Origin of the sequence: Streptomyces sp. NPDC051173, from assembly GCF_040689515.1 — a bacterium.
GTDB lineage: Bacteria > Actinomycetota > Actinomycetes > Streptomycetales > Streptomycetaceae > Streptomyces.
In genome coordinates, this window is record NZ_JBFBBD010000063.1 from 1 (window position 1) to 18,012 (window position 18,012).

The following is an 18,012-nucleotide window of genomic DNA, read 5'->3' on the forward strand; positions in this document are numbered from 1 at the left end:
CACGCTTCGCCGCGTTGTCCTCAAACGCCGGACGGGCTGGAAAACCAGCCCGTCCGGCGTTTGAGGACGCGCCCGGAGGGCGCTGGGGTTCCGGGGTCTCCCCGGTTTCGGGAAGGGGCGGGGCTGGGGAACAAAGCCGCGCCGCAGGCGCAACGCATGCGCACCCCGGAGGGCTGAGGCACCCACCCCAAGAGCCCTACGCGTCAGCCACCGTCTCCACCGTCACATCCGCCCGCGCCGCCCCCGCCGCGTCCGCCGCCGTGGACCGCCGCAAGGCCTCGTGCAGGCGGGCCGGGGTCAGGACGCCCACGAAGCGGTCCGCCTGCTCACCGTCGAGGACGGCGATCCAGCCCGCGTCGTGCTGGAGCATCGTGCTGAACGCCTGCTTGAGCGACGCCCCCACCGGCAGCCACGCGTCCATGCGCCGGGAGTGGCCGCGGACCTTGCCGCCGTCGGCCGCGCCGGACAGCGCCTCCGCCGAGACCCAGCCGTGCAGCCCGTCCGCGTGGTCCAGGACCACCGCCCAGCGCGCCCCCTCGGCCGCCAGCCGGGCCGCGGCCTCGCGCACCGGGTCGTCGAGGTGGACGACCGGCGGCTGTTCGAGGTCGCCGGACTCGATGGGGGTGACGGACAGCCGCTTCAGGCCCCGGTCGGCGCCGACGAAGTCGGCCACGTACGGCGTGGCGGGCGCGCCGAGCACGGCCGCCGGCGGGTCGAACTGTTCGATGCGCCCGTTGCCGTAGACCGCGATGCGGTCGCCGAGCCGGACGGCCTCTTCTATGTCGTGGGTGACGAAGAGGACCGTCTTGCGCACCTGCGACTGGAGCCGCAGGAACTCGCTCTGCAGGTGCTCGCGGACCACCGGGTCGACCGCGCCGAACGGCTCGTCCATCAGCAGCACGGGCGGGTCGGCGGCCAGCGCGCGGGCCACACCGACACGCTGGCGCTGCCCGCCGGAGAGCTGCTCGGGGTAGCGGTCGCCGTAGACGGACGGGTCGAGCCCGACGAGGTCGAGCAGCTCGGCGGCGCGGGCGCGGGCCTTCTTGCGCTGCCAGCCGAGCAGGTGCGGGACCGTCGCGGTGTTGTCGAGCACGGTCTTGTGCGGGAAGAGGCCGACCTGCTGGATGACGTAGCCGATCCGGCGGCGCAGTTCGACGGGGTCGACGGTCGCGATGTCCTCCCCGTCGAGGAGGATCCGGCCGCCGGTCGGCTCGATCAGCCGGTTGACCATCTTCATGGTGGTGGTCTTGCCGCAGCCGGACGGTCCGACGAGCGTGACCAGCTCGCCCTCCGCCACCTCGAAGGACAGGTCGTCCACGGCGGTGGTGCCATCGGCGTAGCGCTTGGTGACATGCTCGAAGCGGATCATGGTTCCCCATTCTGGCCGTACTCGCTCCCGGCATTGTTGCCGTTGTGTGGCGCCGGACTCGAATGTCAGTGCCCGGGGTTAGGGTCGCCAGTAACCGACGGTCAATGCCCAGGGGGAGGTGGGAGCGTATGGCGGGGCAGAACTGCCTGGTCTCCAACGAGTGGCTCTGTGGCGAATATCTGCGGACGCGCGGCCACGAGCTGACGGACGCCACGCTCCAGCACATCGGGATCACACTGGCTTCGGTCGCCATCGGCGTGCTCGTCGCCTTCCCGCTGGCGCTGCTGGCCCGCAGATGGCGGGCCGCGGCGGGCCCGGTCCTCGGCCTGACCACCGTGCTCTACACCGTGCCCTCGCTGGCCATGTTCTCGCTGCTGGTGCCCGTCTTCGGGCTGTCGGCGTCGGTCGTGGTCACCGGGTTGGTGCTCTATTCGCTGACGGTGCTCGTGCGGAACATCCTGGCCGGGCTGGCCTCGGTGCCCGAGGAGGCCCGCGAGGCGGCGCGCGGCATGGGCTACGGCCCGCTGCGCCTGCTCTTCGCGGTGGAGCTCCCGCTGGCGCTGCCCGCCCTGATGGCGGGCCTGCGGATCGCCACGGTCTCCACCGTCTCGCTCACCACGGTGGGCGCCATCATCGGTTACGGCGGCCTCGGCAATCTCATCTACGAGGGCATGCACAGCTATTTCAAGGCGCAGGTGCTCACCGCCTCGGTGCTGTGCGTGGCGCTCGCGATCGTGGCGGATCTCCTGTTGCTGCTCGTGCAGCGGCTGCTGACGCCGTGGACGCGGGCGGGCGGGAAGGCGAAGCGCCGTGGCAGGGGCGCGCGTAGGCGGCTGAGCGCCGAGGGGGCTGTGTGATGGGCGTCATCGACCGCACCTGGACGTGGCTGACCACCGGCTCGCACTGGTCGGGCACCGACGGCGTATGGCACCGGCTGGGCGAGCACCTGTTCCTGACGTTCGTCTGCCTGGCGATCTCGTGCGCCATCGCCCTGCCCGTCGCCGTGCTGCTGGGCCACGTGGGCCGCGGCGGCGCCCTCGCGGTGAACATCTCCAACGCGGGGCGCGCCGTGCCGACGTTCGCGGTGCTGGTGCTGTTGCTGCTCAGCCCGCTGGGTACGCATGGCTCATGGCCGACCGTCATCGCGCTGGTGCTGTTCGCGATCCCGCCACTGCTCACCAACGCGTACGTCGGCATGCGCGAGGTCGACCGGGACGTGGTCGAGGCCGCGCGGGGCATGGGCATGACCGGCCGTCAGCTGATCGGCCGGGTGGAGCTGCCGCTCGCGTTCCCGCTGATGGCGACCGGGGTGCGGACCGCCGCGGTGCAGGTGGTGGCCACGACCACGCTCGCCGCGCTGCCCGGCGGCGGTGGCCTCGGCCGGATCATCACGGCGGGCTTCCGGCTCACCGACACCGCGCAAGTGGTGTCCGGGGCGCTGCTGGTGGCCGGGCTCGCGCTGCTGGTCGAAGGGGTGCTGGTGGTCCTGGAGCGGCTGCTGGACCCGGTGCGCCGGCGCGCGAAGCGCACGGCGGGCCGGGCGTCGGGCGGCGACGGCCCGGCGGCGCCCGCCGACGCCGTCCCGGTGGGCGGCGCCGTGTGACACCCGGGCTCCGTCCGTCCAGGCGCGGCCGCGGAGATGACGACTGATCACGGGGCGTCCGGCACACCCGGACGCCCGACCGAACGGATGGAGTTCCCCATGAGCAGGACCCCGCGTCGAGCGCGGACCACGCGCGCGCTGCTGGCGGTGGCGGGCGTCGCCACCCTGACGGCGGGTCTCGCCGCGTGCGGTGGCGACAGCCTGGAGAAGTCCGGTGGCGGTGACGCCTCCGGGCGGCCCGGCGAGGGTTCGCTGGTCATCGGATCGGCCTCCTTCACCGAGTCCAAGGTGCTCGCCGAGATATATGCGGGCCTGCTGAAGGACGCCGGCTATTCGACGTCGATCAAGACCGTCGACGCCCGCGAGCTCTATGAACCGGAGCTGGAGAACGGCAAGATCGACATCGTCCCGGAGTATGCCGCGACGCTCGCCGAATTCCTCAACAAGAAGCAGAACGGCAAGGACGCTCCGACGGTCGCCTCGGCCGATGCCGGCGCCACGGTGAAGGCGCTCCGTAAACTCGCCGAGCCGCGCGGCCTCAAGGTGCTGGACGCCGGCCGGGCCGTCGACCAGAACGCCTTCGCGGTGACCAAGGAGTTCGCGGCGAAACACCAGCTCAAGACGCTTTCCGAGCTGGGCGCGGCAAAGGAGAAGGTCAAGCTCGCGGCGGGCGACGAATGCCCCCAGCGGCCCTTCTGCCAGCCCGGTCTGGAGAAGACGTACGGCATCGACGTCACCGGCATCGACCCGCTGGAGGTCGGCAGTACGCAGGCCAAACAGGCCGTCAAGTCCGGCAAGGACCAGATGGTGCTGACCACCACCACGGACGCCACGCTCGAACAGTTCGGACTCGTTCTGCTGGAGGACGACAAGAAGCTCCAGAACTCCGACAACGTGTTGCCCGTCGTGAATGCGAAGAAGGCCGGCACACAGAAGATCGCCGATGCCCTCGGCAAGCTCAACAGCGTGCTGACCACGGCCGATCTCACCGAACTCAACAAGAAGGTCGACGCGCAGCGGCTCAAGCCCGCGGATGTGGCCGCGCAGTACCTCAAGGACAAGGGGTTGCTGACGAAGGAGAAGAAGTAGGCGAGAAGTAAGATCAAGGGAAGAGTTTGGTGGTGGAGTCACACTCCTGAGGCGACGCACGGTAAGTTTCAGGCCATGCCACGAGGACGCCATCGCCATTCACCGCCCCTGCACAGGCTTCTTCCCCCGTCGACGGTCGTCGCGACATCGGTCGCCGCTGCCGCCGGTGCTTGGGTGGTAGGTGAAACGGTCGTCATCCGGGGTCTGGCCGCCGCCGCTGCCGCCGCCGCGGTGGTCGGTGCCGTGCTGATGCGCCGTTGGGACCGCGCCGCCGGGAAGCGGGTCGCCCAGCTCAACGCCGCCCGGGTGCGCGATGAGTGGAAGACCGACGAACGCGTCGCCGAGCTGGAGACCGAGCTGGAGGAAGCCCGCACCGGCCGCGCCAAGGCGGAGACCAAGCTGCGCGGCAAGCGCGCCGAGCTCGCCCGCCTCCGTACCGAACACGCCGACCTGCTGCGCCGCTACGCCGCTGCCGAGACCGGCCGCGCCAGCGCGCTGGAGGGCCGCCGTCAGGCCCGGGGCACCGCGCCCCGCGGGGCGAAGGCGCTGGAGTCCGCCGCGGCTTCGGCCGGCACGGCGGGGTCCGCCGTCGCTGCCTCCGCGTACCGCAGGGCCGCCGAGGCACTGCGCGACCTGGAGCGGAACGCGGCGATCCAGCGGGACGCGGAAGCCACGGCTACGGACTCCGGCCAGGACGCGCCTCCGGCGCTGACGGCCGTCGTGCCCCCGAGCGGGCTGCCTGCCACCGGCGAGACCCTGAGCGCCGCGGACGCGGCGAGGGCCGCCAAACGGCGTACGGGCGGCGCGAAGGCCGTCGAGGAGACCGAGACCGCCGCTCCCCAGGCCGAGGGCACCCAGGACCTTCAGGCCACGAAGGCTCTGAAGGCCGTGGAGGCTTCGAGGGCCGCGGAGGCCACGGAGGCCGCGGAGGAAGCCGGGGAAGCCGGGGAAGCCGGGGAAGCCGAGGACCGCGCCGCCGACGAGGCCGAAGAGGCCCCGGAGGCCCCCGCCGCGAAGAGCACGCCTCCCGCGGCCCGGCCCGCCTCCGCGGTCGTGCCGCAGCAGCACCCCGCCCGGCGTCCCGCTTCGCGCACGCAGGGCGGCTTCGACTTCTTCGGCACCCAGCGGACGCCGTCCGCCACGCGGCCCGTCGAGGAGACGGACCTCGCGGACGTCGTCGGCGAGGAGGCGCTCGCCGAGGCCGAGGCGGCGGAGCGGGACGACGACTCCAAAGGGGACGTCATCGACCTGACCGCGCACGACGAGACCGAGCAGATAGACGTCGTGGAGCTGCGCAGCGCCATATCGTGACGGTGCCGCGAAAAGCGTGACCCCCGGTGGACCTGTCCACCGGGGGTCACGCTTTTCGCGCTCCTACTTGCTGATCACTTGTCGATCACTTGTCGATGTCGCCGACGACGAAGAACAGCGAGCCCAGGATCGCCACCATGTCGGCCACCAGCGTGCCCGGCAGCAGCTCGGTCAGCGCCTGGATGTTGTTGAACGACGCCGACCGCAACTTGAGCCGGTACGGCGTCTTCTCGCCCTTGGACACCAGGTAGTAGCCGTTGAGGCCGAGCGGGTTCTCCGTCCAGGCGTACGTCGCGCCCTCCGGTGCCTTGAGGACCTTGGGCAGCCGCTGGTTGATCGGACCGGGCGCCAGCTGCGCGATCCGGTCCAGGCACGCCTCCGCCAGCTCCAGCGAGTTGTGCGTCTGCTCCAGCAGGCACTCGAAGCGGGCCAGGCAGTCGCCGTCCTCGCGCGTGACCACCTTCAGGGTGTCCCGCAGCTCGCCGTACGCGAGGTACGGCTCGTCGCGGCGCAGGTCGAAGTCCACACCGGAGGCGCGGGCGATCGGCCCGCTGACGCCGTACGCGTGCACCGCCTCGCGGGAGAGCACGCCGACGCCGCGCGTGCGCCCGCGGAAGATCTCGTTGCCGAGCACGAGCCGGTCGTAGACGTCCATCCGCGAGCGGACGTCGGCCACCGCGTGCCGGGCGCGGGCGAGCCAGCCCGCGGGCAGGTCCTCCTTGAGGCCGCCGACGCGGTTGAACATGTAGTGCATCCGGCCGCCGGAGACCTCCTCCATCACCGTCTGGAGCTGCTCGCGCTCGTGGAAGGCGTGGAAGACGGGCGTGATCCCGCCCAGTTCGAGGGGGTACGAGCCGAGGAACATCAGGTGGTTGAGCACCCGGTTCAGCTCGGCGAGCAGCGTGCGCGTCCACACGGCGCGCTCGGGGACCTCCATGCCCAGCATCCGCTCCACCGCGAGCACGACCCCGAGCTCGTTGGAGAAGGCCGACAGCCAGTCGTGGCGGTTGGCGAGCATGATGATCTGCCGGTAGTCGCGCGCCTCGAACAGCTTCTCCGCGCCCCGGTGCATATAGCCGATGACCGGCTCGGCGTGCTGGATCCGCTCCCCGTCCAGGACGAGCCGCAGCCGCAGCACACCGTGGGTGGACGGGTGCTGCGGCCCGATGTTGAGCACCATGTCGGTGCTCTCCGCCGCGCCGCCGATGCCGACAGTCGTCTCAGTGGTAGGGGCCATGGGAGTAGTTTGTCAGCCTTCCCCGTCCGGGTGGCCTCCGGCGGCTTCCAGCAGTCCCGCGCAGGCGCCGCCGACCGGCTGCACCAGCCAGCCGAAGCCGCCCAGCCCCGCCGGTGCCAGCAGCTCGGCCGCCTCGCCGGCCGCGCCCAGCGCCCGTACGTAACCGGCCGGGTCGGACGACGCGAGCGACAGCGGGGGCCGGCCGCCGTCGACGCCGAGGGCGCGCAGGGCCTCGCGCTGGGTCAGCAGCGAACTGCCCGGACCCGCGCACGCGTCCAAGGCGACGTGTGCGGTGATGTCGCACGAACCGTCCGGCACCGGCCGCACCTCGCGGCCCTCCCGGAAGCCCGCCAGGGTCCCGAACGGCGGCCGGGCGGCGCGCTGGTGCGCGTAGTCCACGGCGACCGCCAGCCCGGAGCGCAGACTGCCCACCGCCCGCGCCCAGGCGGCGTCGCGCGGCAGGCCGATCTCCGCGCGGCTGCCGGGCGGCGCGCCGTCGAGCGGCCACCAGTGGGCGAGCCACTCGGCGTCGGCGCCGGTCACCGGCTCGCCGAGGAGCTCCTCGCCGTCCTCCTGGACGAGCACCTGGCGCGCGACGCCCTCCGCGTCCGTCTCGGCGACGTCGGTCGGCACGTTGTCCAGCCATTCGTTGGCGAAAAGCAGCCCGTCCACGCCCTGGGGGAGCTCACTCAGCCAGGTGACGCGCTCGTCGACCCCCGGGGGCCGCCCGGCGCGCTCCACGGCGTACGGGCGCAGCCGCGCGCCCAGCTCGGGCGCGGTGCGCGCGAGCACCGCGGTGAGCAGCTCACCCCGGCCCGCGCCGACATCCGTGAACGCCAGCTCCGCCGGGTGCCCCAGCGACGCGTCGACGCGCCGCAGCAATTCCGCAACCGCACCCGCGAAGAGCGGCGAGGCGTGCACCGAGGTACGGAAGTGCCCGGCGGGGCCCTCAGGACGCAGGTAGAAGCCGCTCGGGCCGTAGAGGGCGGCCTCGGTGGCGGCCCGCCACGTTGTTGTTCCGCTTGCCATACGCACACGCTATGCGCCCTTGGGCGGCACACCGCCTCCACCTTGGGGAGTAGGCGGGGCGTCGTCGGATCGATCGTCCGGTTGACCCCGGCACGTACGCGACATGCCTACGCTGGGTGACGTGCAGCGCCTCTACGACTTTCTCCGCAGGCACCCGACGGGTGTGGACAGCTTCTGGGCCGTCCTGCTGCTCGGCCTCAGCTTGATCACCATCGCCGAGGGGTCGACCGGGGCCGGGCACGCGTCGGGCCTCGTCAAGGCGGTCGTCGCGGTCGCGCTGTGCGCGGTGATCGCGCTGCGCAGGCGCTGGCCGGAGAAGATGCTGCTGCTGGCGACGGCGGTCGGGCTGGCCCAGCTCGTCTTCGACACCGGGCAGAACCTCGCCGACTTCGCGCTGCTCGTGATCATCTACACGGTGGCGTCCGGCAACACCCGCTGGGCGTCCCGCTACGCGCTGATCGGCGGCCTGATCGCGCCGACGCTCGCCAATCTGCGCTGGTCCGACCCCGACCAGACGATGACCACCAGCGTCGTCGGGACGGTCTTCATCACCGTTCCGTTCGTCCTGGCCTGGGTGCTCGGCGACTCGATGCGCACCCGCCGGGCGTACTGGGCGCAGCTGGAGGAGCGGGCCACGCGGCTGGAGAAGGAGCGCGAGCAGCAGTCGCGGATGGCGGTGGTCGCGGAGCGGGCGCGGATCGCGCGGGAGCTGCACGACGTCGTCGCGCACAACGTCTCGGTGATGGTGGTTCAGGCCGACGGCGCCGCGTACGTCCTGGACGCCTCGCCCGATCAGGCCAAGCAGGCCCTGGAGACCATTTCCGGCACCGGGCGCCAGGCGCTCGCCGAGATGCGCAGGCTGCTGGGCGTATTGCGCACGGAGGAGGGCGGCGAGGGCGGTGAGTACGTACCGCAGCCCGACGTGGAGCAGATCGGCGACCTCGTGGAGCAGGTGCGCGGCGCGGGGCTGCCGGTGGACTTCCAGGTCGAGGGCGCGCCACGGCCGCTGCCGAGCGGTGTGGAGCTGACCGCGTACCGCATCGTGCAGGAAGCGCTCACCAACACCCGCAAGCACGGCGGTCCGGGCGCGGGCGCGAGCGTGCGCCTGACCTTCTTCGACGACGGGCTCGGCCTGCTGGTCGAGGACGACGGCCGGGGCGCGCAGCAGGAGCTGTACGAGGCGGGGGGCGCCGACGGCATGGGGCACGGGCTGATCGGCATGCGCGAGCGGGTCGGGATGGTCGGCGGCACCCTGGACGCCGGGCCGCGGCCGGGCGGTGGCTTCCGGATCAGCGTGCTGCTGCCGATCAAGCCCGGTGGCCGCTGACCCGCCGGGTGCCGTTCGCGGGACGCCCCGCGATCACATACTGATCAAGACTGATCGAAAACAGTCAGCGCTGGCAGACTTGATGAACACCGAGGAAAGGGACCACGCATGTCGATCCGCGTGATGCTCGTCGACGACCAGGTGCTCCTGCGCACCGGCTTCCGCATGGTGCTGGCGGCCCAGCCCGACATGGACGTCGTCGCCGAGGCCGGGGACGGTGCGGAGGCCCTGGAGGTGCTGGCCGGGACCGAGGTGGACGTCGTCCTGATGGACGTGCGCATGCCGCGCCTGGACGGCGTGGAGGCGACCCGCCGGATCTGCGCGCAGGACGACCCGCCGAAGGTGCTCATCCTGACCACCTTCGACCTGGACGAATACGCCTTCTCCGCGCTGAAGGTCGGCGCGAGCGGCTTCATGCTGAAGGACGTGCCCCCGGCCGAACTGCTGGGCGCGATCCGGGCCGTGCACAGCGGTGACGCGGTGGTCGCGCCCAGCACGACCCGCCGGCTGCTGGACCGTTTCACCCCCATGCTGCCCAGCACGGGCAACGAGCCCACGAGCGCCGAGCTGAGCAGGCTCACCGAGCGGGAGCGCGAGGTGATGCTGCTGGTGGCGCAGGGGCTGTCCAACGGCGAGATCGCGGGACGGCTGGTGCTCTCCGAGGCCACCGTGAAGACCCACGTGGGACGGATCCTCACCAAGCTGGGACTGCGCGACCGGGTCCAGGTCGTGGTGCTCGCGTACGAGAGCGGGCTCGTTCGGGCGGGCGGGGGAGCGGCGCAGTAGGCCCCTGGGCCCGCTCGGACAGGTAGGCCCCTTGGGCCCGCTCAGGCACAGACGACGGCCCGCACCGCCTGGCGGAAGTCGTCCGTGCCCGGATGCGTCGGCTGGGCGGGCCGGGCGAGGTAGACCGTGGCCGCCGGGGCGTCGGTGACGGGGACATAGCGCACGCCGGGGTGCGCGTGGCTCTCCCGCGTGCCCGCCGCCGCGAGGCCGACCGCCTGCCCCGCGGCGACGGCGGTCAGCCACTCGTCGACGTTGCGCACCTCCGTCGTACGGCGCGGGCGCAGCGCGGCAGGCCAGAGCTCGGCGCCCGCGGTGCCGGTCTCCGGGCAGACCACGAGCGTCTCGACGCGGAGCTCGGCCAGGGTGACGGCGGCCTCGCCCGCGAGCGGGTGGTCGTCGGGCAGCGCGGCGACGCGCTCCTCCAGGAAGAGCGCCTCGGCGTGGATGCGGGGGTCCGTGGGCAGGACCCGCAGGATCGCCACGTCGACCTCGCGGGTGGCGAGCCCGGCGGTGCGGTTGTCCATCCGGCGCAGCTCCAGCGGGACGTGCGGATGGTCCCGGCGCCAGGAACGCAGCAGCGGCACGGTGAGCTCACCGAGGACGGCGCAGTTGTACCCCAGCCGCAGGGGGCGGGAGACGGCCGCGGCGTCGGCGAGCGCGGCGTCCATGTGGGCGAGGATCGCCCGGCCGTGCTCCAGCAGGGTCCGGCCGGGCGGCGTGAGGGCCAGGTGGCGGGACGAGCGGTCGACGAGCCGGACCCCCACCCGCTGTTCGAGCTGGGCGAGGGTGCGGGACAGGGCGGGCTGGGTCAGGTGCAGACGCGCCGCGGCTGCGGTGACGGTGCCCTCGTCGGCGATGGCCACCAGGGCCCTGAGGTGACGCAGTTCCACATCCATGCGTGCGGAGCATAGTCGCTGTGCAGAAGGCATTTCCGGGTGGGCGGAGGGCTGATTAGCGTCGGAGCCGTTCCTGTTGTTCCTCGCGATTCCCTGGACGGTCAGCATGAAGATTCTCCTCGTCGGAGCCTCCGGCACCCTGGGCGGCGCGGTGGGCACGGCACTGGCCGGGCGCGGCCATGACGTGATCACCGTCGGCCGTACGGGCGGCGACGTGGTCTGCGACATCACCGACCCCGCGGCCGTGGGCCGGCTCTACGAGCGGGTGGCGGGCGGGAGCGGGCTGGACGCGGTGGTGTGCGCGGCGGGCGACGCCGTCTTCAAGCCGCTGGGCGAGCTGACCGCCGACGATGTCGCCGCCTCCTTCCGGGGCAAGGCGCTCAGCCAGATCGAGCTCGTCCGGCAGGGCTCCCGTCACCTGTCCCCGACCGGGTCCTTCACCCTGATCAGCGGTGTGCTGACGCACGAGCCGATCTTCGCGGGGGCGGCCGCCTCCGCGGCGAACGGCGCGGTGGAGGCGTTCGTCCGCGCGGCCGCGATCGAGCTCCCGCCGCAGCGGATCAACGCCGTCAGCCCGACCGTGGTCACCGAGTCCCTCGACGCGTACGGAGCGTTCTTCCCCGGCATGGAGTCCGTACCGCTCAGCCGCGTCGCGAACGCGTACATCCGCTCGGTCGAGGGCCGCCAGACGGGGCGGGTCTACGAGGTGGTCTGAGCGGACTCGGCGAAGTCCTGCGCGGTTCGGCCGCGCCCGAAGGGCGCGGGACCGTGCCGCCGTGCGGCTCCGCCGCGCGGGCGCGACCAGCCACGACGTGCCCGCGAACGACGGACTCGACTTCCAGCGGAGCGCCCAGGTCTTCGGCGGGGCGCGGGCGAACCCTCCGGGGGCCGCCCCGCCGTCACCGGAGCACCGTCTCCAGGAAGTCGCTCCCCAAGCGCGCCACCGTCGTCAGATCCAGCTGGTGCAGGACGTACCTGCCGCGCCGCCGCGTGCTCAGCAGACCCGCCTTCTTCATCACGGCTATGTGCCGCGACACCTCGGGCGGCGTCAGGTTGTACGCGGCGGACAGCTCACCCGTGGTGTGGGGGCCGCGCGAGAGGGTGCGGCACAGCCGCATCCGGACCGGGTGGGCGAGCGCCTCCAGCCGCTGCTGCACCAGGTGCGGGGCCGTGGGCTGGGGAAGCTCGGTGGCGGTCACCGGGTACTGGATGACCGGCTGCCAGCCGACCCGGTGGACGGCGAAGAGGTGCGGCCAGCCGAAGGCCGTCGGCAGGAACGTCACCCCCTGCCCGTACGCGGCGGTCGTCCGCCCGTTCGCCAGCTTGTCGACGACGATGCGCGACCGGTCCTCGCTGAGCGAGACGGCGGGGGAGACCGCGCTGAGAGCCTCCCCGAGGCCCTTGCGCTGGAGGAGGTCGGCCTTGTGCCGGGCGTCGGCGGCCAGCTGCACCCGGACCCGCTGCCAGTTGTCACCGAAGAACGCCTGCTCGCAGTCCTCGAAGAGACGCCGTAGCCAGGCGCGCAGCACATCGGGGGCCTCCAGCATCCGCTCCGCGAAGGCCGCCTGCCGCGGCCCGCGGGCGGCCGAGAGCTCAAGGACCCGTGCCCGCTGCCCGGGGTCCACCAGCGGCGAGGGCCAGCCCTTCTCGTAGCCGGAGATGCAGGTGATCTCGAAGGCCGCGGACGTGAACGTCTCGTCGTCCATCCGGTCGAGGTCGTCGAGCTCCTCGGCGAGCGTGGCCCGGGGGACGGCGGGGAGCAGGATGTCCGAGCGCGTGGAGCGCCACAGGAAGTCCGCCTCGGTCAGCCGGTCGGCGAGATCCGCCTTGAGCGAGGAAGCGGTGGTGGTGGCCCAGGCGTGCAGCCCCGGGTGGTGACCGGGCTCGGCCAGCGCGTGCAGCATCGCGCCCAGCTCGGCCAGGGGCGACGGGCAGAACTGGATGCGCTCGAGCGGCAGTCCGGTGATGTCGATGTCCACGCTCATGTGCTTATCGTGCCTCTCTTTTCGCAGGTCGGGCCGTCGATTGACAGTCCTCGTCAATCGGCGCGCCAGTCGCTCCGCAATCGGCGCAGGGTGGGGTCATGAACGCCACTCAGCAGCACATGCTCGACCTCTACCGCACTGCTCAGCATCAGGAGCCCGCCCCGCCCACCCCGGGCGACGGCCAGCTCCAGGCCCTCCGTGAATTCCGCACCTGGAGGGACTTCCGGGCCGTCGTCGACGAGCGCGTCGCGGCCCGCCGCGCCCGCTGGAATTCGCTGCTCTCCTTCCTGCGAGTCTCCTCCCTCCGCTCCTCCCTCAGCCCGGGATCGCGCACCCAGGCGCAGCCGGTCGCCCGCGTCACCGCCGGCCCCGCGCCGGAGGTCCACCCCGCTCCGGAGGTCCGTACCGCCGAGCCCGCCTCACCCTGCGCCTCCGGTGCCTGCCGGAACCCGGGCCAGGAGGGCGCCGACCGCCTCGACGACCGCCTCGGGCGTCCAGCTCAGTGCTGACGAGGCGACGGTGACCTCGGTGAACGACAGACCGGGCACGTCGGAGGGCGACCAGCCGCCGAACACGCTCGTGCGCGTCTCCTCCGCCAGCGACACCCCGGCCTCGTCCAGCACTCCGGCCGGATACGGCAGCCACACCCGGAACTGGTGGGTGTGCGGCACCCGCGGACCGACCCGGAACCACGGCACCCCGGCCGCCCGGAACCCCTCCTCCAGCGCCGCCGCCACGACCGCGGCGTGTGCCACGTACGACGGGAGCCGGGGCAGCTCACGCTCCAGCCCGGTCAGCGCCGCGAGCGCGGCGGGCCACTGCTGGAAGACCTCGCCGCCGTACCGGTGCCGCCACGCCCTCGCCTCCTCCACCAGCGTGGCCGGCCCCGCCAGCGCGGCCCCCGATATGCCGCCGAGCGACTTGTAGAAGGACATGTAGACGGAGTCCGCCAGGGCCGCCACCTCGGCCAGACCCACCCCGAAGTGGCTCGCGCACTCCCACAGCCGCGCGCCGTCGAAGTGGACCACCGCCTCCCGCTCGCGGGCCGCCTCCACCACGGCCGTGAGCTCCTCCCACGTGGGCAGGAGGAAGCCCGCCTCCCGCAGCGGCAGTTCGAGCACCAGCGTCCCGAAGGGTTCGTCGAGATCACGGACGTCCGCGGCCGACGGCGGCCGGGGACCGCCCCCGAGGCGCACCCCGCGCAGGCCGCTGACCTGTGCGTACGCCCCGCGCTCCGACGTCTCCACGTGGGACATCGGGTGCAGCGCCACGACCGGGCTGCCGGTGCGCCCGGCCCAGCAGCGCAGGGCCACCTGCTGCGCCATCGTGCCCGTCGGGAAGAACGCCGCCGCTTCCGTGCCCAGCAGCTCCGCGACCCTGCGCTCCAGCTCGCCGACGATCCCGTCGCCGTACACATCCACCGGCCCGTCCAGGCCGCACCCCGCCGGGGCCTCCGCGGCCAGCGCCGCCAGCCGCTCCACGACCGTCAGCACCGGTAGGCCCGACGACAGGACCCGCTCGGATCCCCGCACGGCGGCGACCCTGCGCGCCCGGTCCACACCCTCCCCATCGGCCGGTCTCCCCGCCGGCCCCGCCATGGGCTCCCGCACCGTCGTCATCCCGGCCCCTCCTCGGTCCCGTCGTCGGTCACGCCCCGGACCGTGCCCGGGCCATGACCCGATGATGACCCACTTCCGGAGCACCGCCCGAGTTATCCACAGGCCGGTTGTCCACAGGGCTGGGGACACCCGGAAGGGGCCGCCCACACTCGCGTAGCATGACGAAGGAATCGTCCGGTACCCGCCCCTGGCCTGCGGCATGGGGGACCCCAGGACTGGAACGGAAGGCCATCGCCGCGTGAACGCACAATCCATCCCGCAGCACCCGAGCCCACAGGACCGGCCCGCCCGGCTCACCGTCGGGGTCGTCGGCGCGGGCCGTGTCGGCCCCTCGCTGGCCGCCGCGCTGCGGCTCGCCGGGCACCGCCCGGTCGCCGCCTCCGGAGTCTCGGACGCCTCCGTGCGCCGAGCCGCCGAGCTGCTCCCCGGGGTGCCCCTCGTCCCGCCCACCGAAGTGCTCGCACGGGCGGAGCTGGTGCTGCTCACCGTGCCCGACGACGCCCTCCCCGGGCTCGTCGCCGGGCTCGCCGAGACCGGCGCCGTCCGCCCCGGCCAGCTCATCGTGCACACCTCGGGCCGCCACGGCACGGCCGTCCTCGACCCGGCGCGCCGGGCCGGAGCCCTGCCCCTGGCCCTGCACCCCGCCATGACCTTCACCGGCACCCAGGTGGACGTGGAGCGCCTCGCGGGCTGCTCCTTCGGCGTGACCGCGCCCGACGAGCTGCGGCTCGCCGCGGAGGCCCTGGTCATCGAGATGGGCGGCGAGCCCGAGTGGATAGCGGAGAGCGCCCGCCCCCTCTACCACGCGGCCCTCGCCATGGGCTCGAACCACCTGGTCACCCTGGTCGCCCAGGCCATGGACCTGCTGCGCACCGCGGGCGTCGCCGCCCCCGACCGCATGCTCGGCCCCCTGCTCGGCGCCGCGCTCGACAACGTCCTGCGCAGCGGCGACGCCGCCCTCACCGGCCCGGTGGCCCGCGGTGACGCGGGCACCGTCGCCGCCCACATCGCGGAGCTGCGCACCCACGCGCCCCAGGCCGTCGCCGGATACCTGGCCATGGCCCGCACGACCGCGGACCGCGCCCTCGCGCACGGCCTGCTCAAGCCGGAACTGGCGGAGGACCTGCTCGGCGTCCTCGCGGACGGAGGCAACGAATGACCACCCGGCTCACCCGCACGGCGAAGGAGCTGCACGGCCTGCCCCACGAGGGCCGGCGAGCCGTCGTGATGACGATGGGCGCCCTCCACGAGGGCCACGCCACCCTGGTCCGCACCGCCCGCGAGCTCGTGGGGCCCGGCGGCCAGGTCGTCGTCACCGTCTTCGTCAACCCCCTCCAGTTCGGCGCGGGTGAAGATCTCGACCGATATCCGCGCACCCTCGACGCCGACCTCGCCATCGCCGAGGAGGCCGGCGCCGACGCCGTCTTCGCCCCGGCCGTCGACGAGGTCTACCCCGGCGGCGAGCCCCAGGTGCGGATCACCGCGGGGCCCATGGGCGAGCGCCTCGAAGGCGCCTCCCGCCCCGGCCACTTCGACGGCATGCTCACCGTCGTCGCCAAGCTCCTCCACCTCACCCGGCCCGACGTCGCGCTCTACGGGCAGAAGGACGCCCAGCAGCTCGCGCTCATCCGCCGCATGGTCCGCGACCTCAACTTCCCCGTGGAGATCGTCGGCGTCCCCACCGTCCGCGAGGACGACAACCTCGCCCTCTCCAGCCGCAACCGCTACCTCTCCGCCGCCGACCGCGCCTCCGCCCTGGAGATATCCCGCGCCCTGCTCACCGCCGGAGCCGCCGCGGGCCAGGGACCCGACGCCGTCCGCGGCGCCGCCCGCGCCGTCCTCGACGACGCGGCCCGCAGGGAGCCGCCGGTCGTCCTCGACTATCTGGCACTCGTCGACCCGGCGGACTTCACCGAGGTCACCGGCGGCCACAGCGGCGAAGCCGTCCTGGCCGTCGCCGCCAAGGTGGGCACCACCCGCCTCATCGACAACATCACCCTGACCTTCACGGGAACCGGAGCACAGCGATGACCGGCATACGGCTGCACGCGCCCCGTCCCGGCTGGTCCGTCGACGCCGATGTGGTCGTCGTCGGATCCGGCGTCGCGGGGCTCACCGTCGCGCTGCGCTGCGCCGCCGCCGGTGCCGACGTCACCGTCGTCACCAAGGCGCGCCTCGACGACGGCTCCACGCGCTGGGCGCAGGGCGGCATCGCCGCCGCGCTCGGTGACGGCGACACCCCCGAGCAGCACCTCGACGACACCCTCGTCGCCGGCGCCGGACTGTGCTCCGAGGAGGCCGTCCGCACGCTGGTCACCGAGGGCCCCGACGCGGTGCGCCGTCTCATCGACACCGGCGCCCTCTTCGACACCGACGGCACCACCGGCGAGATCCTGCTGACCCGCGAGGGCGGCCACCACCGCCGCCGCATCGCGCACGCCGGCGGCGACGCCACCGGCGCCGAGATCTCCCGCGCCCTGGTCGAGGCCGTCCGCGCCGCCGGCATCAAGACCGTGGAGAACGCCCTCGTCCTCGACCTCCTCAAGGACGCCGAAGGCCGCGCCGCCGGGGTCACCCTGCACGTCATGGGCGAGGGCTGCCACGACGGCGTCGGCGCCGTGCGCGCCAAGGCGGTCGTGCTGGCCACCGGCGGCATGGGCCAGGTCTTCTCCGCGACCACCAACCCCGCCGTCTCCACCGGTGACGGCGTCGCGCTCGCCCTGCGCGCCGGGGCGGAGGTCTCCGACCTGGAGTTCGTCCAGTTCCACCCGACCGTCCTGTGGCTCGGCCCCGACGCGGAAGGGCAGCAGCCCCTGGTGTCCGAGGCGGTCCGCGGCGAGGGCGCGCACCTCGTCGACGCCGACGGCCACCGCTTCATGGTCGGCGCCCACGAGCTGGCCGAGCTGGCCCCGCGCGACATCGTCGCCAAGGGCATCACGCGCCGCATGCAGGAGCTCGGCGCCGAGCACATGTACCTCGACGCCCGGCACTTCGGCGCCGAGATGTGGGCCCACCGCTTCCCCACCATCCTCGCCGCCTGCCGCGCCCACGGCATCGACCCGGTGACCGAGCCGATCCCGGTCGCACCCGCCGCGCACTACGCCTCCGGCGGCGTCCGCACCGACCTGCGCGGCCGTACGACGGTGCCGGGGCTCTACGCCTGCGGCGAGGTCGCCTGCACCGGCGTCCACGGCGCCAACCGCCTCGCGTCCAACTCCCTCCTGGAGGGCCTGGTCTTCGCCGAGCGCATCGCCGCCGACATCACCTCGGCCGCCACCGCCGCCCCGGGCGAGCCCACCGCCGCCGGCCGGCCGGTCACGCCCCTCCTCGCCCCCGAAGCCCGCTTCGCGATCCAGCGCATCATGACCGCGGGCGCCGGAGTGCTGCGTTCCGCCGAGAGCCTGGAGCGGGCCGCGGCCGGCCTGGACCGGCTGCTCGCCGAGGCCGTCACCGCGCTGGAGACGGACGGGAAGACCGCCGAGCCGGGCACCGAGAGCTGGGAGGCCACCAACCTCCTGCTCGTCGCCCGCGTCCTGGTCGCCGCGGCCCTGCGCCGCGAGGAGACCCGCGGCTGCCACTGGCGCGAGGACTTCCCCGACCGCGTCGACGCCGCCTGGCGCCGTCACCTCCTGGTCACCATGCGCCCCGACCGTACGCTTGCGGTCTCCCGCACGGACTCCGCGGCCTTCCCCGCGGTGTCCGCCGCAGCAGTCACGCCCGTCACTCCCGCCGTCCCCAAGGAGACACCGTGAGCACCACCG

Annotated in this window: 17 protein-coding genes; 11 read left to right on the forward strand and 6 right to left on the reverse strand. The window is 73.4% G+C overall.

The genetic code is table 11. The features are described 5' to 3' along the window. Nucleotides 1-196 precede the first annotated feature (196 nt). Nucleotides 197-1,369, reverse strand: a complete 1,173-nt coding sequence (locus AB0435_RS26285; protein ID WP_366428100.1) for a betaine/proline/choline family ABC transporter ATP-binding protein — start codon at nucleotides 1,367-1,369, stop codon at nucleotides 197-199. 128 nt (nucleotides 1,370-1,497) lie between these two features. On the opposite strand from AB0435_RS26285, the gene AB0435_RS26290 reads away from it, so the two are divergent. The 4 genes from AB0435_RS26290 (at nucleotide 1,498) to AB0435_RS26305 (ending at nucleotide 5,372) form a co-directional block, all read left to right on the forward strand. Further along, entirely contained in the window at nucleotides 1,498-2,226 is a 729-nt protein-coding gene (locus AB0435_RS26290) for an ABC transporter permease (RefSeq protein ID WP_366006372.1), read from the forward strand. Further along, nucleotides 2,226-2,972: an ABC transporter permease gene (locus AB0435_RS26295; protein ID WP_366006373.1), complete on the forward strand. Its 747-nt coding sequence runs from the start codon at nucleotides 2,226-2,228 to the stop codon at nucleotides 2,970-2,972. Before AB0435_RS26290 ends, AB0435_RS26295 begins: the two co-directional genes overlap by 1 nt. A 99-nt stretch (nucleotides 2,973-3,071) precedes the next feature. Then, complete coding sequence (locus AB0435_RS26300) at nucleotides 3,072-4,061, forward strand: ABC transporter substrate-binding protein (protein WP_366006374.1); 990 nt, start codon at nucleotides 3,072-3,074, stop codon at nucleotides 4,059-4,061. Nucleotides 4,062-4,235: 174 nt separating this feature from the next. Further along, on the forward strand, nucleotides 4,236-5,372 hold the full coding sequence (locus AB0435_RS26305; protein WP_366428101.1) for a hypothetical protein: 1,137 nt from the start codon (nucleotides 4,236-4,238) through the stop codon (nucleotides 5,370-5,372). Between the two features lie 85 nt (nucleotides 5,373-5,457). Here the strand turns inward: AB0435_RS26305 and AB0435_RS26310 are convergent, their stop codons facing one another. Together AB0435_RS26310 and AB0435_RS26315 are read right to left on the reverse strand one after the other, a co-directional pair. After that, nucleotides 5,458-6,609: an NADH-quinone oxidoreductase subunit D gene (locus AB0435_RS26310; protein ID WP_366006376.1), complete on the reverse strand. Its 1,152-nt coding sequence runs from the start codon at nucleotides 6,607-6,609 to the stop codon at nucleotides 5,458-5,460. 12 nt (nucleotides 6,610-6,621) lie between these two features. Then, nucleotides 6,622-7,638, reverse strand: a complete 1,017-nt coding sequence (locus tag AB0435_RS26315) for an SAM-dependent methyltransferase (protein ID WP_366428102.1) — start codon at nucleotides 7,636-7,638, stop codon at nucleotides 6,622-6,624. Between the two features lie 121 nt (nucleotides 7,639-7,759). Here AB0435_RS26315 and AB0435_RS26320 point away from each other — a divergent pair, with 121 nt between their 5' ends. Beyond that, on the forward strand, nucleotides 7,760-8,965 hold the full coding sequence (locus AB0435_RS26320) for a sensor histidine kinase (RefSeq protein WP_366428109.1): 1,206 nt from the start codon (nucleotides 7,760-7,762) through the stop codon (nucleotides 8,963-8,965). A 108-nt stretch (nucleotides 8,966-9,073) separates the two neighbouring features. After that, nucleotides 9,074-9,751, forward strand: coding sequence for a response regulator transcription factor (locus tag AB0435_RS26325; RefSeq protein WP_366006378.1), 678 nt, complete (start codon nucleotides 9,074-9,076; stop codon nucleotides 9,749-9,751). 41 nt (nucleotides 9,752-9,792) lie between these two features. On the opposite strand, the gene AB0435_RS26330 is transcribed toward AB0435_RS26325, so the two are convergent. Further along, on the reverse strand, nucleotides 9,793-10,647 hold the full coding sequence (locus AB0435_RS26330) for a LysR family transcriptional regulator (protein ID WP_366006379.1): 855 nt from the start codon (nucleotides 10,645-10,647) through the stop codon (nucleotides 9,793-9,795). 106 nt (nucleotides 10,648-10,753) lie between these two features. Between AB0435_RS26330 and AB0435_RS26335 the strand changes: the two genes are divergently transcribed. After that, nucleotides 10,754-11,362 (forward strand): short chain dehydrogenase, encoded by a 609-nt coding sequence (locus AB0435_RS26335; RefSeq protein WP_366428103.1) that lies wholly within the window; start codon nucleotides 10,754-10,756, stop codon nucleotides 11,360-11,362. Nucleotides 11,363-11,546: 184 nt separating this feature from the next. Here the strand turns inward: AB0435_RS26335 and AB0435_RS26340 are convergent, their stop codons facing one another. Further along, complete coding sequence (locus AB0435_RS26340; protein WP_366006381.1) at nucleotides 11,547-12,632, reverse strand: DUF5937 family protein; 1,086 nt, start codon at nucleotides 12,630-12,632, stop codon at nucleotides 11,547-11,549. Between the two features lie 98 nt (nucleotides 12,633-12,730). Here AB0435_RS26340 and AB0435_RS26345 point away from each other — a divergent pair, with 98 nt between their 5' ends. Continuing rightward, nucleotides 12,731-13,141 (forward strand): hypothetical protein, encoded by a 411-nt coding sequence (locus tag AB0435_RS26345; protein ID WP_366006382.1) that lies wholly within the window; start codon nucleotides 12,731-12,733, stop codon nucleotides 13,139-13,141. On the opposite strand, the gene AB0435_RS26350 is transcribed toward AB0435_RS26345, so the two are convergent. Further along, complete coding sequence (locus tag AB0435_RS26350) at nucleotides 13,052-14,230, reverse strand: beta-eliminating lyase-related protein (protein ID WP_366428110.1); 1,179 nt, start codon at nucleotides 14,228-14,230, stop codon at nucleotides 13,052-13,054. The genes AB0435_RS26345 and AB0435_RS26350 overlap by 90 nt on opposite strands. A gap of 259 nt (nucleotides 14,231-14,489) precedes the next feature. On the opposite strand from AB0435_RS26350, the gene AB0435_RS26355 reads away from it, so the two are divergent. Genes AB0435_RS26355 through AB0435_RS26365 form a run of 3 tightly spaced genes read left to right on the forward strand, consistent with a single transcriptional unit; the run spans nucleotide 14,490 to nucleotide 18,003 of the window. Further along, nucleotides 14,490-15,410, forward strand: coding sequence for a DUF2520 domain-containing protein (locus AB0435_RS26355; protein WP_366006383.1), 921 nt, complete (start codon nucleotides 14,490-14,492; stop codon nucleotides 15,408-15,410). Beyond that, complete coding sequence (panC, locus tag AB0435_RS26360) at nucleotides 15,407-16,282, forward strand: pantoate--beta-alanine ligase (protein ID WP_366006384.1); 876 nt, start codon at nucleotides 15,407-15,409, stop codon at nucleotides 16,280-16,282. Before AB0435_RS26355 ends, panC begins: the two co-directional genes overlap by 4 nt. Further along, on the forward strand, nucleotides 16,279-18,003 hold the full coding sequence (locus AB0435_RS26365) for an L-aspartate oxidase (protein WP_366006385.1): 1,725 nt from the start codon (nucleotides 16,279-16,281) through the stop codon (nucleotides 18,001-18,003). The genes panC and AB0435_RS26365 overlap by 4 nt, the downstream gene beginning before the upstream one ends. Nucleotides 18,004-18,012: the final 9 nt, after the last annotated feature.